A 17,522-nucleotide genomic window follows, 5' to 3' on the forward strand; every position below is an offset into this window, starting at 1 on the left:
TACTAACATACAGATATTGCACTTAAAGGAGCATTCGTATGGGACATTCACATGATCACGGTCATTCTAACAATAAAAAGGCGTTACTAATTGCTTTCGTACTAACAACAAGTTTTATGATTGCTGAAGTAATTGGAGGATTTGTAACAAATAGTTTAGCACTACTATCTGACGCGGGGCATATGCTAAGTGATGCGGTATCTTTAGCTTTAAGTTTACTTGCGTTTAAGCTTGGAGAAAAAACAGCAACAGCTGCGAAAACATACGGGTATAAGCGAGTCGAAATGTTAGCGGCATTATGTAACGGTGTCGTTCTTATTGTCATTTCAGTATACATTTTTATTGAAGCAATTCGCCGTTTTAAAGAACCAGTTGAGATTGCTAGTAATGGGATGCTCATTATTGCCATACTTGGTCTACTTATTAATATTTTATCAGCTTGGATATTAATGAGAGGCGGAGATGTGAAGGGCAATTTGAATTTAAGAAGTGCTTTCTTACACGTATTAGGCGATCTATTGGGATCAGTCGGAGCGATTATTGCAGCGCTATGTATTAAATTTTTCGGATGGACTGCTGCAGATGCGATTGCTAGTATTCTTGTGTCTATTTTAGTCATTATTAGTGGATGGCGTGTAACACGTGATACGGTCCATATATTAATGGAAGGTGCACCGCAGCACATAAATGTTGAAGAGGTAAAAAGTACATTATTAAATATTACGGTTGTAAAAGAAGTTCATGATTTGCATATATGGTCTGTCACATCTGATTTTCAAGTATTAACTTGCCATTTGATTATTAAAGATAATGAAACGCAAAGTGTATTAAAAGAGGCTACGGATGTATTGAAGGAGAGGTTTCATGTAGAACATGTCACCATTCAAGTAGAAATAGATGGTGAATTTAATGATAGTGAGACAACTTGCAAAGTATGAAAGAAAAAGGATAAGAAAATGTGTCATAACATTTTTCGCACGGCATACATATATATAATGTGGCCACAAATACTTTGTAAGGTAAATATTTCATGAAATTACTTTACTTATAAAGAGTCATCTTTTATAATCAAAAGTGGTAATTGATAAAGATTATCATTTTCAATGATCGTAGAAAGGAGTTTTTTAAAAGATGAGTAGTCAACTCCGTTTTGCTGTTGAAAATCGTAAGAGGCATTTAATTGATGAGTTAATTGGAGCAGGTGTGTTTAAAATTCGCGACCGACAATTATACGAGCTGTCTTTAGAGGAATTGGAAAAAGAGTACGAAGATATGGAAGATTATGCAGATATTCAGGCATAGCTATATAGATTAATAAAAGGTGAGCTGGTTACGATTTTGTTAAATAGACTAAACTAAGAAGAGGATATTATGTTCAATATATGAGCATATATCCTCTTTTCTTATACATATTAGATTAGTTATACAGATATTGAAAATATAGTTCAGTATGTATACAATATTCGGAAGAATATGTATAATTCAGACGGAGGACGTATCCCATAGCGGGAGTCGTAGTGAGGTCTTTAGACCGAGCGTTAATATTTTTTAGGGGTGAAGTGCTATGAGAGTGCAAGAGGTTGTCTTAGAGAATAACAGCAAAAGATACATATTACTGGATCAAGAGGGATTCCCTGTGATTTCTGTCATGAAGTATCTAAAGTATTTAGATAAGACAGGGAAAAGTTCTAATACTCAAAAAACATACTGCTATTCCTTAAAACATTACTTTACCTACTTAGATGAAACAAACAAAGATTATAAGTATATACGGTTAGAAGATTTAATTGAATTTGTTGGTTGGTTAAGAAGTCCTTATAAGGGTTCAAAAACCACTCCTCTTCGACAAGAAAAAGCCAAACGGACGGAAAAAACTATTAATCTTACAATTACGGTTATAGCAAACTTCTATGACCACTTATTTCGAAATGAAGAAATACAAAATGACATGATGGAAAAGTTAATGAAACAAGTGTTTACGGGGGGACACTCACGTTACAAAAGTTTCTTACATCATGTCAATAATGACAAGCCATCCATCAGAAACGTACTTAAATTAAAAGAATCAAGCAAAAAAGTAAAAATACTGACAAAGAAACAAGTGCAGCAAGTTTTAAATGCCACAACTAATATACGAGATACTTTCTTAATTCAACTGTTATTTGAAACAGGATTACGCATTGGAGAAGTTCTTTCACTTTTTATAGAAGACGTTATATTTGATCATGCAAAAGGCCATATGATTCGTTTAGTTGATCGAGGAGAATTAGAAAACGGGGCAAAGTTAAAAACAGGTGAACGTGAGATTTTCGTGTCACAGTCCCTAATTGATTTATATGATGATTATTTGTATGAAATTATGGATGAACTGGATGTGGATACAAATTTTATACTCGTCAAATTGCGTGGCGAGAACTTAGGAAAACCGATGAAATATAGTGATGTAGAATCACTTTTTAAACGTTTGAAAAAGAAAACAGGGATAAATCTTCATCCCCACTTATTTCGCCATACACACGCTACAATATATTATCAGAAAACAAAGAATATTAAACAAGTGCAAGAACGATTAGGACATTCTCAAATTCAAACAACGATGAATCTATACCTTCATCCTTCGGATGAAGAAATTCGAGAAGATTGGAAGAAAGCCCAGTCCGAATTTCACCTAAACAAATAACTGAACGGGGGATATTGAATGAAGAGAATTAAAAATGTTCATATAGAAGAAATGGGCTTTCATGAAAGGTTACAAAGAGAACTGTCCATCTATCCCGAAAAAACAATCAATGAAGATGGCTCTATTACGATTGAACAAATAAACAATCCCTATTTCTTAGTCAACGACAAATGGAATATTACTTTTTTGGGTGAAATTAAGCAGTTCGAAGAAGTTATAGCAAGCTATAACGGTTCAAATAAAAATATTCATTTTCGCTTTACCTATCCTACAATCAATTTAGAAGTAAAATATGTATTTTATCAACATCTATTTAATGATTTTTGGACGATCAAACGTAGTTTTCAGGGGCAAAATCCATTAAGAAGAATGACGGATTTCTTAAACGAAAAATATCCAAAACTATCATCTTTATTGGAATTAGACATTGAAAAAGCAGAACGAGAGTATTTATTTTGGTTGAATGAACAAGGAGTTAAAACTCACAGAACGTAAAAATACATAATAAGAAAAAGTCAAACATTCAAAAATAACGTAGCAATCTATTTAAGAACGATTTATACTTCTTTTCTCCGACTTACTGATAATCGAGAGGAATGGGAAAAAGATAAGTGGGATATCCGTATTTCACATGATAAATATGGTGTTGATTACAATAAAAGTCAATCAAATTATTATCTTGATTTCTCAAAGATAGACGTAAAGATTCGGGAAGAAGTTAAAAAATATTTTAAACGACGGTTGCTTAGTAAAAACAAATTCTCTTGGGGCTCAGCACGAAATTATATGAACTATTTATCACCATTTTTCACTTTTATATTTTGTATAGAACCTATATGGAAAAATTTAAAAAACTTAAAAAGAACCCATATTGAAAAATACATTGAATATCTACATGAATACGCTAATAATTCGAAACACCCCAGCTCTCATCCTGAAAATTATGTGCGATTATTGATTTTTCCCGAAGATAAACCAAAACTAAGAAAAAAGCCTATTGACCAAATTGATTATATTCCCGACTATGTATTAGAACAACTTTTTACTCATATTGATGATTTGCATAAAGAAGTCGTCCCTGTCATTTGGATAGCCTTTAAAACAGGACATAGAATATCAGATGTATTAGGTTTAACTACAAATTGTTTAGTTCAACTCAATGGTCAATATTCAATTGAAACCGATATTGAAAAAACTTATGTAAAAGGGCATCGAATCCCAATTGACGAAGAATTAGCAAAAATTATTGCGGTTCTAATAGCAAAATCTAAAGAAAATAGCAACCAAGACAATAATCCTGAAGGGTATATTTTTATCCGTTATCGTGGGCAACGGAAAGGAAACCCATTTAGTCAGGTATTTGTTAGAGAACAATTAAATATATTGACAAAGCAAAAAAACATTACTGACGAAAGTGGAAATTTGTTTCATTTAAAACCACATCAATTCCGACATACTTACGGAGTAAAAATGTTAAACGGTGGTGCGGATATTTTAACCGTACAAGAGTTACTAGCTCATGCATCCCCCGAAATGACACTAAGATACGCAAAGCTATTAGATGATACCAAAAGAAAAGCGTTTGAATCTGTAATAAAGCAAGGTGCTTTTAGCTTTGACTTAAATGGTGAAGTACAAGAAATTAAAGCAGGAGAAGATATTTCAACAGACATATTAGATGCCTTATGGCAGGATCACAAGCTAAATGCAATGGACAATCCTTATGGAACGTGCCACGCTCGTCTGAACGGAAATTGCCCTCATATGGAAGCACCGCCCTGTCTTACTTGTGGTGACAATCAAACACCATGTAAGGATTTAGCGGTTGGTTTTTCAGAATTAGATAAGCAAAAATATGAACTTCACATTAAAACAACTACAAAAGCCATTGAAATAGCAAAACAAAGAGGGCGAGAAGATATTGCTCAGAAAAACGAAAAGAATTTACAACGTTACCAGAACATTTTAAATACCCTCCAAGAAGGAAATGTTATCTTTGGTAGACAAGCTCGGATGAAGAGAAAGTTTGGTGTTAAACATGTCTGAATATGACCGTTCTGCACATTTGAAAGTGATTCATGCCAAACGTAAAGCAAATACCCATAAAAAAGTAGATGAAGCCATTAAAAGGCTTATAAAGGCAAATGAAAAAATAAACTTTAACAGTGTATCTAGTGAAGCTGATGTATCAAAAGCAACGCTCTATAACAACAAGGAACTCCGTTGAAACATTACGAAATCAACAATCACAGGTCCCTACACCGAAACAAGTAAAGCGAGAAATGAATGAGAGCAACAAGGATGCACTTATCGCATCACTTAAAAGGAAAAATAAGAAATTGGAAAATGAAAACAAGCAATTGAGAGAACAACTGAAAGTAGCTTACGCAGATGTATATAAGATGTTATAGTCAATAGGAGAACGCTGTTCTCCTTATTCAACTATTGGGCCATTTAATGGAATAATACTTGGATATTTTTTTTATAAATAAAATTGTGAAATAATTTACTTAAAGTAACAGGAAGATTATTGGAAGAAGGAGTAGTAAAACGGTTACAATTGAATTTGCAAATAGATTAAACGATGGTAAAAAAAGGTATAGGTATTAAGTACGAGGATGTTAGAGAAGTTTCAATAGTTTATGAGAAAGAACATAAAGTTTGGGCATTTGTAAAAGTTAATGATTTTGACCAATTAGATACGGTAAGACCTTCCGTTGAAATCGAGTATCTTAATCAACCATCACATTGAAGTCTTAATTTGACTTGGTCTGGTATTTTAAGTGAAAAACCTTTGCATTGTTACCGCTGTCAAATAGAGTTGATTGATGATATAGAATTAAGGAAATGTCATACATAATGGGATTCTAATAATAGGTAATCAATAAGGTTGGAGTCAAGATCAATTAATGTTCACAATTAAAATGGTGTATATAATTGGCTGATATAGATAAATACGGTAACCTTACTATGTCTAACAAGTATATAGTTTTTGATGTTGATCAACAAAAAGCAACAAATCTTGTCGGATTTGATGAGTATCGTGGGACTCCCTACGACATGATAGATTCCGATGGTAAAAAAGCTGATAAATTACTTAATTGGCCCGTTGCCTGTCGAGCCCATCCAAATTTTAATATACCTTTGTATATTCTAGTTGGTACCTTTGATTTTTATCCTTCAAAATATGAATTTGTTCGTTCGGGTGTTGTTCATTATCATAGTAGAAAGCCACCACGACAACGGTTAAAATTCAATTATGAAAAATCATGTGGAGAAGACCGAAAGGAAATGGCACATGATTTAAAGTATGAAAAGTTAGAGGAATATAATAAAATACATCAGAGGAGCCGAGAACCATGGGCTAGCAGTGTCATGGGAGAGACTGCTAAAAAACATGCTGATAAAGCAATAAAAAAGAATATAATTTCTATAGAAGACGGTTACAATGTAGAGTGGCATTGGTGTCATTTAATTGCTTTTTCTATGGCGTCTAATCAAAAGCACAAAGCAAAGGCAATTTAGTTTGTGGAACTGCTACACTTAATCGTCAAATGACTAATGTAGAGGTTGCAGTCAAGGATTTTGTTAGAACATACAAACGCACACTTTTATTAAAGGCTAAAGCAGACATTATTAAAGATACGCACATTGTTACAAGAATCGGATATTATATAAAAGACACATATAGTTCGGGACGTGTACATGCAGAGTACTATTCTCCGACAAATATAACTGACCTTTCAGATGTAAAAGACCAAAATACTATTTTTCAAATACTCGAAGAACAGTTTATAAAAAAGCCACCTATTAAATAGGTGGCTTTTAACACAATTTTTCTTTCACATTTTTAAAAATAAGAGCGTTATATTCATTTTATTTCTTACATGTACTAGAAGCTACATTTTGAAGTTATATTCTTCAAGTAACGGACGCGTTACTCGAAGAAAAATAAGTTAAATTGTTACTACTTCTCTATTTTGTTATTCCATTATAGGGCGCGATTGTGGAGTAAACACAGGTAGAAAAATGATTAAACTTTTTATAAAAAATTATTCACTAGCAACAAATAACCCAAGCATTTTGATCAAACTTTTTTCAAAATGTTTGGGTTTCTTCTGTTGAAAAATCAATTTTTATAGCATGCTTTTGATTAAACTTTATTACAAACCAACACTTAGCGTGGGGTTTTTCCAAGATGCTGGAGATACCTCTTATAAGGATTCCTTTTTTATATCAAAAATTTACAAATAAAAAAAGATAAGATCGGCGAATACGATCTTATCTTAAGCATAAGGGAAAAACAAGTGACACAAACTATCTTAATTTTTATGATATTATATTTTTTGTTAATTTTAGATATAAAACCTATATTTAATATCTATATCAATATTGAGAAATTTATTACAAAATTAGCTATAAACGTTTTAAAAACCAAAAGTTTACATTCATTTCCGCTTAAACATTGACTTTTATCTAATTTCATTGACATTATAAAAAAAAGACAAAAAAGTATACATTCAAATCAATGAAAACAAAGGGATTGAAAAACAAATGGATAAAAAGCAACATTTAATTGATGTACAACCAATTCGGAGCATAGAACAGCTTAGTGATATGAAATGGTCGCTCAAACGTCATTGTTCAGATCGTGATTATATATTATTTCTAATTGGTATTAATACTGGGTTACGTGTAAGTGATTTACTTAAAACGGAAACGAATGAAATTTTAAAACTGAAGCGAAAAAAAAGGAAAGAATTTAAAGTGAAAGAAGGAAAGACAAAAAAGGAGCGTATTATAAATATTACATCCATTTTTGAGGAAGTACTTCCATACGCTGAGGATCTAAAAAGCACCTGGTTATTTCCTTCTTGAAAAGGTGATAAACCTATTAGTAAAATTCAAACCTATCGACAGTTACATAAAGCCGGGGATTTTGCCGGAGTCGAATCTTTAGGTACCCATACCATGCGTAAAACATTTGGATATTGGTTTTACAAGCAAACAAAGGATATTGCTATGTTACAAGAAATATTGAATCATAGTACACCACAAATTACACTAAGATACATCGGGATTAATAAGGAAGAAAAAGATAATGTACTTGATACATTCCGCATCTAATTTAAATTAGATGCTTCTTTATTTTCGGAGATATGTTGAAATGATATAGTGCCCCCTACAAGTAAAAATTTTGTGTATTACCTCCTTTCAATCCAATACAAGTGTATTTGTTATTATGATTTCTAGTTTTCGACAAATAAAAAAGCCCTATTGTATAAGGGGTACGGAAACAATTATGGGTTTCAAGGGCCACTCTGGAATTAAATGCCACGCTTCAATTCTGATAAGTGTATTTGAGAACCTCTAAATCCTTTAAAATCAATAACTTGTAATCTTCTCAATAGAGTACGCCCTATCGATAGTACGGATATGCAATTATGCATATCCGTATTTATTATTTTAATAGTAATAAAATCTAATATATAATTAAAAAGTTGGATTACTTAGAAAATTTTAATATATTAGATATACTTTAATGATACTAATTATTAAAAATGAGGGGGATAGATATTGAGTAAAACCCAAAAAAATACAATGGAAATTTTCGCTATTAATAATTCGAAAAAATTAGATACTGTTATAATAAAAAAACTTTTAAATGTACTTTCTCCTCAAGAACAACTGAGGTACAAACGTTTCCTTAGGTGGAGAGATGCACAGAATAATCTTCTTGGGCATATTGTAGTAAGAAGTTTGATTTCTATACGTTTTAATATTCCGATTGAAAAAATATTAATTTCGTTAAATAATTATGGGAAACCCTATTGTGATAGTATTAAAGAATTTCATTTCAATATTTCACATTCTAATGAATGGGTAGTTGTAGTTGTAAATAATGACTTTGTTGGTATTGATATTGAGGAAATTAATACTGCAGATTTGGAGATTGCTAAACATTTCTTTTCCAAAGAAGAATATGTAGCCTTGGCACAAAAATCACTAGAGGAAAAAAAGAGTTACTTTTACGATTTATGGACTCTGAAAGAAAGTTATATTAAAGCTGATGGACGTGGCCTTAATATTCCATTAAATTCGTTTTCAATAATAAAAGATAAGTTTGGAATACGTTTAACGAGAGCTCAGAAAAAATACTACTTTAAACAATATAATATTGATAAGAGATATAAATTATCAGTATGCTCAAGAACAGATGGGTTTCCCGATAAAGTCAATATAATAGAGAATGATGTTTTAATTCAAAACTTTTTGAAAATATAATAATTATTATATTAATTTGTTAATTTAATGATTTGGGTGCCATTGGAATAATCTGTGAGCGACCGCTAAGGGTTGTGTAATTCTATAGGCCGAAATACTAATTGGGTAATCTATCTTTAATAAATTAAAAAACGAAAATACAACATATTATAAAAAACTCAATAAGTATTGTGATAAATTTACATATATGGTTTAATAAGGATGAGGAAATAGTTTTTGAAAAAGTTAAATTTTTTAAATATTTTTATAAAAGGAGGTGGATGTAAAGAAGATAGCTGGAAGTCTATCCTCTAAATATGTTTTCTCTGCTCTAAACTCTTATAGTTATTAAGAATATATAAAGGAGGTTTTCTATATTGGATAAATTATTTAAAATCATGGGTAATTACTCCCCAAATAAACAGACGGTCATTTGTTTTCCCTTTGCAGGCGGATATTCCGTGTCGTTTAGTAATCTAAGTCGCTATTTGAATAATCAACTTAATGTTATAGCGATTGAACCACCTGGACATGGAACAAATCGACTGCCTTTAATAGATGATATAGAAGAATTGATAGATTTATATATTGAGAAGTTAGATGATTTTTTAAAAGATGATGTCATACTCTTTGGACATAGTATGGGAGGATTTATAGTCTTTCGGTTAGTACAAAAGCTTGAGAAGATGAACATCACACCGAGAATGGCTTTTTTGTCAGCTTGTTCACCACCTCATTTAAAGTTTAAAAAAGTTTCTCACTTAAGTAATAAAGAATTTATAGATTATCTAGTTGAGCTTGGTGGGATATCTCAAGAATTATTAGAAGAAAAAGAGTTGTTAGATTTCTTCTTGCCGGTCATTAGAGCAGATTTTAAAGCAATAGAGACATTTCAACCACTAGAAGATATATCGCTATCAACTAGGGTACATATTTTAAACGGAAAACTAGACCATAAACATTTCAATCAATTTTCAGAATGGGAACATTGGCTTAACAATTACAAAATACATGAAATTGATGGAGCCCATATGTTTATAAATTCACATCCTGAACAAGTATCCAACACGATTTTATCTGAACTGCAATAATTTTTAGTTGTAAATAAGGGAATCTTTCATAATTTTTTGATTCAATGTGTGAATTCGCACGTATAGTTTTACCTTCAAATTGTCAGCGCTTTCATTATAATGCAACAAAAAAGGAAATAACCAAAATAACTTTAAAAGAGGTGTATTTATGCAGACAGGTGCTGATTACAATCAGAACTTAAGAACTGAATTAAGCCAATTATTCGAAAATAAACAATTTGTAAACTTTATATGTTCTCACGGGTTACAAGGTCTTATTTTCACATCATTTGTAGTAACCGAGCAATGGTTAGTTGTAAACGAACTTAAAGCTTCAGCCATGTTAGGTGTGGTTATGATGGCTGCTACGATTCCAAGATTAATAATGATGTTAATTGGTGGTACAATCATTGATCGGTTTAATAGTAAAAACGTTATGCTTTTTTCAAACTTTACTCGCATTTTCATACTGTGTTTAGAAGGGGTTCTATTCTTAAACGACTTACTTACACTACCAGTTTTAATTTGTTTAGCAGTTATCTTTGGATTACTAGATGCCATATTCTTTCCAGCAACAATGTCTTTAGTACCTAAAATTGTATCTAAAGATCTCTTAACAAGAGTTAATGCAATACAAAGGGGGTCCTTCCAAGTATTGATGATGATGGGTGGTGTATTAGCTGCTTTTGTAATAAGTATAGGCTCTTTTGCTAGTTCATTTTTTGCAATGGCAGGAATTATTTTAGTATCTTCACTTTTTTTAGTCCGTGTCAATGTGCCAAAAGATGAAGATGAAAGTATAAATAATTCAAAGAAAAAAAGTAACGAATCTAATAAAAAGAAAAAAATGTTTGAAGACCTTGTTGAAGGATATAAGTATATTAATAAACATTCAAATATTGGTATATGTTTGATTATTCTTCTTTTAACAAACCTGTTTTTCGTAGGACCAATTGGAATTGCAATCCCGCTAATTGTGGAAAAAATGTTAAATGGGGATGCATTTATTTTAAGTCTCTATCAAGGCACATGGGCGGCAGGTTTACTTGTAGGTTCTGTAGCAAGTATATTGTTAAACTTAAATAAAAACCGACTAAAGCGATCAGTAGCTCTACTTGCTATACAGGGAACATCTTTAGTTATCATAGGAACTATTACAGTTATTTGGGTACATTTAGGTATAATTTTGATTGTCGCAATTTGTGCTTCATTGATTAGTGTACCAATTATTAGTTATATTCAAGAAAACACGGAGAAGCAAGTGTTAGGTAGAGTAATGAGCTTACTAAGTGCCTCTTCAATGGGTATACTACCGATTGCCTATAGTTTAGTATCGGGAGCTATTTCCATTGGCTTTGGAGTTTCTATTATACTCCAAGTTAGTGGTGGAATCTTAATGGCTTATTGTATTTATCTAGCATTTAATAAAAGGTTGGTTTCAAGAGTTAGTAAAGGGGAAATAAAAAATGCAAAATTATAGCTGTGTACATAATTTATTTGAAAAACGGGTCTCAATTCAACCTGATGAAATTGCATTAATAGACCAAGATAAAACAATGACTTATAAACAATTAAATGATGGAGCTAACCAAATGGCACATTATTTAAAACGAAGAGGTATGAAGACTAAGTCAAAAGTAGCAGTAGTTATGAATAGAGGCTTTGATCTAATTCAAAGTGTTTTAGGCATTTTGAAGGCAGGTGGTGTATATGTACCAATAGACCCTAGTAATTCTACAAAAAGTCGAATTGATTTTATAGTTAAGGAATGTGACATTTTATTTATTTTAAGTCAGGCCAATTGTAAAGGTTCACTTCCAACTAATAAAGATACGATATTCATAGACAAAGAACGTGAACAAATTAATAAAGAACGTATTATTAATCTTAAACATTCAACAAGTATAAATGATCTCGCCTACATATCTTACACTTCTGGTTCCAGTGGTAAGCCAAAAGGTATTGCAGTCCCGCACCGAAGTATTTTGGGTTTTACATTCGATCAAAGAATGGTGCACCTGCAAAACAAACCTATCTCATTACATTACTCTTCAATTTCTTGGGATGTATTTGTTCTCGAAACTTGGCCGGCTTTAGTAAATGGTGGAAGATGTGTTTTATATAATAAAAAAATCCCAACTAGTAATGATCTAAAAAGCTTAATCAAGAAATATCAAATCAATACATTATGGTTAACAAAATCACTTTTTGACCTCGTCATTGATGATGATCGCGGGGCATTAACAGGTATTGAAACAGTTATGACTGGTGGAGAAGCTTTGTCTCCTTCACATATCATAAAAGCACAACAACAATACCCTCATTTGAAAATAATAAATGGATATGGCCCTTCTGAGTGTGTGGTTTTCTCTACATGTTATGTAGTACCACCTAACTTCTCCAAACATGAAAAATCTGTTCCAATTGGTACAGCTATCGGTGATCGACAAATATATGTACTTAATGAAAAGCTGGAACCTGTTAAAAAGGGAGAAATTGGTGAACTTTACGTTGGGGGACCAGGCGTTGGTTGTGGATATATTAATAATGTTGAAAAAACAAGCGAAGTTTTTATTAAAAATCCTTTCGTTCCAAAAGATGAATATATGTATAAATCTGGTGATTATGTTCGAGAAAATGATGATGGTCACCTTGAATTTATCTCTAGAAAGGACCAGCAGGTTAAAATAAGAGGGCTTAGAATTGAGCTAGGAGAAATTGAAGTGGCAATGGGGAAACACCCTAATATCCTTCAAGCCGCTGTCGTTGTAAAGGAGATAAACGGTGACAAACAAATGGTGGCTTATATAGTACCGAAGCGCAACGATGCTCACATTTTTGAGAAAGTCCAAAAGCATCTAGAAGATAGTTTACCTAAATTTATGCATCCATCATTTATAGAAATTTTGTCTGAACTCCCTCTTACAGATAATGGTAAAGTAAATAAACAAAATTTGATATCGAGAGACGTTTTCCCTGTTAATAAAGAAAAGTTCATTCCTCATTCAGAAACAGAGAAGATTTTGTTAGAGGTATGGGAATCAGAAATCCGTGGTCAAATTGGAAAAGAGGATAACTTTTTCTCATTAGGTGGTCATTCCCTCTTAGCTGCAAAAATTATTAACCGACTATCAAAATATAATATTGAAGTAACAATAGAAGATATTTTCAAGTGTCCTTCCATAAAAGAATTAGCTGCTTGTATAGAAGAGAAGGAGTTTTCAAATGAAAAACCAAATAAACTTTCTATTCCGAAAACAGATAAAGAAAACAACATTCCTCTCTCTTATGCTCAAAAACGTCTATGGTTTTTACATCAATTAGAGCCTAATCTACCAGTATATAATGAAGCTTTTATTTATACTTTGGAAGGTTCCTTGAACCCAACTATACTTGAAGAAAGTTTAAAAGAAGTGATTCACCGTCACGAATGTTTAAGAACGAACTTTGTGATGAATGAAGAAGAAGTCACTCAAAAAATTTCTAATATTTCTAATTTTCGATTAGAAGTTTTTACTTTCCAAGGTGAATCAAATACAGAAATAGAACAAAAGGCATGGAATTACGTAAGAAAAGATGCAAAACACATTTTTAATTTAGAAACTGATTCATTAATTTATTCAAAGCTAATTAAGTTTTCGGATGAAAAATATTGGCTATTTGTTAATATCCATCATATAGTCTTTGATGGTTGGTCATTAAGCGTTTTTATGCGAGACCTTGCAGAAATTTATGAGGCTAAAGAAAAAGGGGAAAATATAAATTTAAAACCTTTACCTATACAATATAAAGACTACACGATGTGGCAAACTAGTTTAGAAAACTCACTTAATATAAAGAAACAGATGGATTATTGGGTGAATTGGTTAAAGGATTCCAATACTGAGTTAAATTTACCTACTGATTATCCGAGACCAAATAAGCCTTCTCATAATGGAAGAATTAAAAGCTTTAAAATTAATAAAGCATTACTGCATAAATTAAAAGAGATTTCTCAAAAAGAAGAAGCTTCTCTATTTATGACATTAACAGCTGGATTAAATGTATTGTTCTATAGATATTGTGGTCAAGATGATATAAATATAGGCACTCCGGTTGCCAACAGAAGGGGACAAGAAGCAGAGAATTTAATTGGATTTTTTGCAAATTCTTTAGTAATTCGATCTAAATTAAAAGGTGAAGAAACGTTTAATGAATTTTTAAGAAAAGTGCGCGACACAACTTTGGAAGCGTTCTCGAATCAAGATGCACCTTTAGAGCAAGTGATCCATGAATTAAAAATAAAACGAAACGCAACACATTCACCGTTATTTAAAGTGATTATTGCTTTGCATAATGAGTTGATTGAAGATATTGCTTTTTCTGGAATTAATATGAAACCGATTGAAGTACATACAGACACTTCAAAGGTTGATTTGATTTTAAGTTTGACAGAAAAGCAAGATTACTTAGAAGGATATTTTGAATATTCTACTGATATATATAAAGAAGAATCTATTGAATGGATGATTGAACAATACCTTAATTTATTAAATAGAGTAGTAGAGGAACCGACCACAAAGATTGACGAAATAGATTTTGTTATGAAAGAGGATACGCCAGTGGAATCAAACAACCAATTGGCAGAGGGTATTAGTTTTATAAAGCAGTTTGAGGAGAACGTAAAACTTTATCCTGAGGTAATTGCGATTCAAGAAGGGGAGGAAAAATATACTTATCAAGAATTGAACATCAAGTCAAATCAGGTTGCCCATTACCTTAGAAATCTAGGGATGACATCACAGTCAATTGTTGCTCTTTATTTAGAGAATAGTGCGAAAACCCTTATTTGTTTGTTAGGTATTGTAAAAGCTGGAATATCTTATTTGCCAATTAATCTTGGTACGACCGAAGAGGACTATATTTCTATATTAGAAACAATGAAACCTTCTTATTTATTAACGGAAGAAGACTTTTATGACGAACTTCCAGAAACAGATGTTGAAGCCATATTTATTGAGGATGAGTGGGAACAAATAGTAGAAGCTCCTTTTGAGAATCCAAATACTCCTAGTGGTAATGAGGAGGTTACATTTTTTACTTACAATGATTCTAGCAAAAATCAACTAAAAGTGGAAAAATTATCTCAACGTGACATCATGTCATTATTAATAAACTCCTGTGAACAAGTAGATAGGAAAGATTGTTGGATAGTAAGTAATTCAATTCACTCACTACCTTTTGTTTTAGAGTTCTGGGGTGGCATAACAAGCGGAATACAATTACATCTTGTCCCACAATGGATATTGAATTCTGCAAATCAGTACTTAAAATATATTAAGGACAATGAAATAACACAACTTTTTGTGGATAAAAACTCTTTTGTGAATCTCCATAACAACTTATTTCAAAATTTACCAATTAAGAGTATTTGCATGTTTGGACATGTGGATAAGGATTATTTAATACCTTGGTTTGAGCATTGTATGTATAATGATTTTAAAATAACGCAATTCTTTGGTCAGGAAGAGATTGGTAAGGTGTTTGCTTACCAAACAATTACTAATAAAAATGTTAAAGCTGTACCAAATAATGAATTTTTAAGTAAAAAGTTAAATAGCACTCACGAATTCAGAATTTTAGATAAAAACCATACAGATGTTCCATTGGGTGCATTAGGTGATTTATACGTACATGTAATCAGTTCATATAAAGATGACATCATATTAGATCATGAACCTTGGCTAAATACCGGGTTAAAGGTAAGAAAGCTTCCATTAGGCCAATTTACGATTAAAGAAGAAGTTAACTTAGAACAAAAAACAGATGAACACGGTTGGACCGAAGAAGAATTTGTAGATGATCATATTATGGAAAAAGTCAGTAAAATGATCAGGGGCATTTTAAGTTTGAAAGATCACATCCATCCAGAATATAGTAGTAATTTCTTTGAATTAGGTGGTAACTCATTGTTAGCGACTAAATTGATTAGTGCTATTAACGATGAATATAAACTACATTTACCTTTAAGTACTATATTTGAAATGATTACGATAGGTGAATTAGTCAACGTTATAAATGAGAAAATAGGTCATATGAAAGATGATTCGACAGAAAGCATCGTGAAAATTCCAAGAGAAAATGAGATTCCTCTTTCATTAAACCAAATAAGACTATGGACTTCTGAGCAACTAACTCCTGGGACTCCTTTATATAATGTCCCAATTGCATTAGATATTACTGGAGAATTAGAAGTCAAGTATTTAAATAGAAGTCTAAATCTAATTATTGAAGAGCATGAAATATTACGAACTACTTTTTCAATAAATAAACAAGGAAAACCTATACAGGTCATCCATAAAAAATCGGAAGTTAATTTAGAAGTAATTCCTGCAAAAGGATTAACTGAAGATCAGTTAAAAAAGGAAATTGAAAGACAAGCGAAAAGTGTATTTCATTTAGAAGATGGTCCTTTATACAACTTTACTTTATGGGAAATCAATGACAAGAGGAATATTTTATTAATGAACTTCCATCATCTAATTATAGATGGATCTTCAATTAACATGCTTATTGATAAAATGCTAACTTATTACACAAACATAATTGAAAAGAAGCCAATAGAAGTAGAGCGAAATGAACTTCAATATGCAGATTATTCTGTATGGCAGCAGAACAAACTTAACAGTGAGAAGTTTCATGAACAATTAAGCTACTGGAAGAAAAAACTATCAAATCTGCCTAAGTTAAATCTACCTAAAGAAAAACAAAGTTCTGCGGTTAGTAATAATCTTGAAGGTGAAGAGTACGTCTATCGTATTCCAAGAGAAGTGACAAATGATATTTTTGAGTATTGTAAACTGCAAGGAAGAACATTATATAATTTTTCACTCTCTGCTTTTAACGTTGTTATGCATTACTTGAGTAAACAAGATGAGATTGTTCTAGGTACTGTTCAAGATGGAAGAAATCAACAAAATCTAGAGGGAATTCTCGGTTTCATTGTTAATACATTAGTATTAAGAACAGATTTAAATAATAATCCAACTTTAGATGAGGTTCAAAGACATGTTCAAAAAATATATATCGAAGCATTAGATCATCAAGATATCCCTTTTGACAAAATTATCGAAGAACTTAGACCTGACCGACTAGATTCGACTCCATTCTTCCAGGTTGTCTTTGCAGTTAATGATCTGTCAACGTTCCATAATCAAACAGATTATTTAACCACAGATTTGTATCCAATAAAACATGATCTTCCAAAATTCAATATTCATTTTAATATAGAACATACCAAAGAGGATTTCTATGTAATTGTAATGTACAAATCTAATTTATTTTCAAAAAGCACGATAGAAAAAATGGTATACCTCTATCAAAAAGTTCTAGCAATGGTAATAGAAACTCCTTATCTTACGTTAAAAGAAGTCAGCGAGCAGCTTAACAACGAAGAAAAGGAATATCTGAAAGAAAAACAGCAAGAATTTTTACGAAAGAAAAAGAAAAGTTTAATTTTCTGATTAATA

The 17,522-nt window shown here is 31.6% G+C and carries 8 protein-coding genes and 3 pseudogenes; all 11 read left to right on the plus strand.

From position 1 onward, the window contains the following. Positions 1 to 38 precede the first annotated feature (38 nt). The 11 genes and pseudogenes from PDL00_RS15585 (at position 39) to PDL00_RS15635 (ending at position 17,516) form a co-directional block, all read left to right on the plus strand. Positions 39 to 938: a cation diffusion facilitator family transporter gene (locus PDL00_RS15585; RefSeq protein ID WP_270729944.1), complete on the plus strand. Its 900-nt coding sequence runs from the start codon at positions 39 to 41 to the stop codon at positions 936 to 938. A 193-nt stretch (positions 939 to 1,131) separates the two neighbouring features. Next, the gene (gene fbpA, locus PDL00_RS15590) at positions 1,132 to 1,302 is read left to right on the plus strand and encodes a Fur-regulated basic protein FbpA (RefSeq protein ID WP_000098301.1); all 171 of its coding nucleotides are present in this window, start codon (positions 1,132 to 1,134) and stop codon (positions 1,300 to 1,302) included. Positions 1,303 to 1,564: 262 nt separating this feature from the next. Beyond that, positions 1,565 to 2,680: a tyrosine-type recombinase/integrase gene (locus PDL00_RS15595; protein ID WP_270729946.1), complete on the plus strand. Its 1,116-nt coding sequence runs from the start codon at positions 1,565 to 1,567 to the stop codon at positions 2,678 to 2,680. An 18-nt stretch (positions 2,681 to 2,698) separates the two neighbouring features. Further along, positions 2,699 to 4,726: pseudogene (locus tag PDL00_RS15600) on the plus strand (tyrosine-type recombinase/integrase). Continuing rightward, positions 4,719 to 5,091, plus strand: a pseudogene (locus PDL00_RS15605) (DUF6262 family protein). The pseudogenes PDL00_RS15600 and PDL00_RS15605 overlap by 8 nt, the downstream one beginning before the upstream one ends. 526 nt (positions 5,092 to 5,617) lie before the next feature. After that, the gene (locus PDL00_RS15610; protein WP_270729949.1) at positions 5,618 to 6,205 is read left to right on the plus strand and encodes a hypothetical protein; all 588 of its coding nucleotides are present in this window, start codon (positions 5,618 to 5,620) and stop codon (positions 6,203 to 6,205) included. A 1,029-nt stretch (positions 6,206 to 7,234) separates the two neighbouring features. After that, positions 7,235 to 7,807 (plus strand): annotated as a pseudogene (locus PDL00_RS15615) (tyrosine-type recombinase/integrase). 450 nt (positions 7,808 to 8,257) lie between these two features. Continuing rightward, positions 8,258 to 8,965 (plus strand): 4'-phosphopantetheinyl transferase family protein, encoded by a 708-nt coding sequence (locus tag PDL00_RS15620; protein WP_270729951.1) that lies wholly within the window; start codon positions 8,258 to 8,260, stop codon positions 8,963 to 8,965. Between the two features lie 377 nt (positions 8,966 to 9,342). Beyond that, complete coding sequence (locus PDL00_RS15625) at positions 9,343 to 10,035, plus strand: thioesterase II family protein (RefSeq protein ID WP_270729983.1); 693 nt, start codon at positions 9,343 to 9,345, stop codon at positions 10,033 to 10,035. A 148-nt stretch (positions 10,036 to 10,183) separates the two neighbouring features. Continuing rightward, on the plus strand, positions 10,184 to 11,494 hold the full coding sequence (locus PDL00_RS15630; RefSeq protein ID WP_270729954.1) for an MFS transporter: 1,311 nt from the start codon (positions 10,184 to 10,186) through the stop codon (positions 11,492 to 11,494). Beyond that, positions 11,481 to 17,516, plus strand: a complete 6,036-nt coding sequence (locus PDL00_RS15635; RefSeq protein WP_270729956.1) for a non-ribosomal peptide synthetase — start codon at positions 11,481 to 11,483, stop codon at positions 17,514 to 17,516. Before PDL00_RS15630 ends, PDL00_RS15635 begins: the two co-directional genes overlap by 14 nt. The last annotated feature ends 6 nt before the right edge of the window (positions 17,517 to 17,522 follow it).

The sequence above is a fragment of the Bacillus cereus group sp. TH152-1LC genome, assembly GCF_027710505.1.
GTDB lineage: Bacteria > Bacillota > Bacilli > Bacillales > Bacillaceae_G > Bacillus_A > Bacillus_A mobilis.

Coding starts and splice junctions, on each gene's coding strand:
- PDL00_RS15635 (WP_270729956.1), top strand. CDS start 11,481: ATGCAAAATTATAGCTGTGTACATAATTTATTTGAAAAACGGGTCTCA.
- PDL00_RS15625 (WP_270729983.1), top strand. CDS start 9,343: ATGGGTAATTACTCCCCAAATAAACAGACGGTCATTTGTTTTCCCTTT.
- fbpA (WP_000098301.1), top strand. CDS start 1,132: ATGAGTAGTCAACTCCGTTTTGCTGTTGAAAATCGTAAGAGGCATTTA.
- PDL00_RS15595 (WP_270729946.1), top strand. CDS start 1,565: ATGAGAGTGCAAGAGGTTGTCTTAGAGAATAACAGCAAAAGATACATA.
- PDL00_RS15585 (WP_270729944.1), top strand. CDS start 39: ATGGGACATTCACATGATCACGGTCATTCTAACAATAAAAAGGCGTTA.
- PDL00_RS15630 (WP_270729954.1), top strand. CDS start 10,184: ATGCAGACAGGTGCTGATTACAATCAGAACTTAAGAACTGAATTAAGC.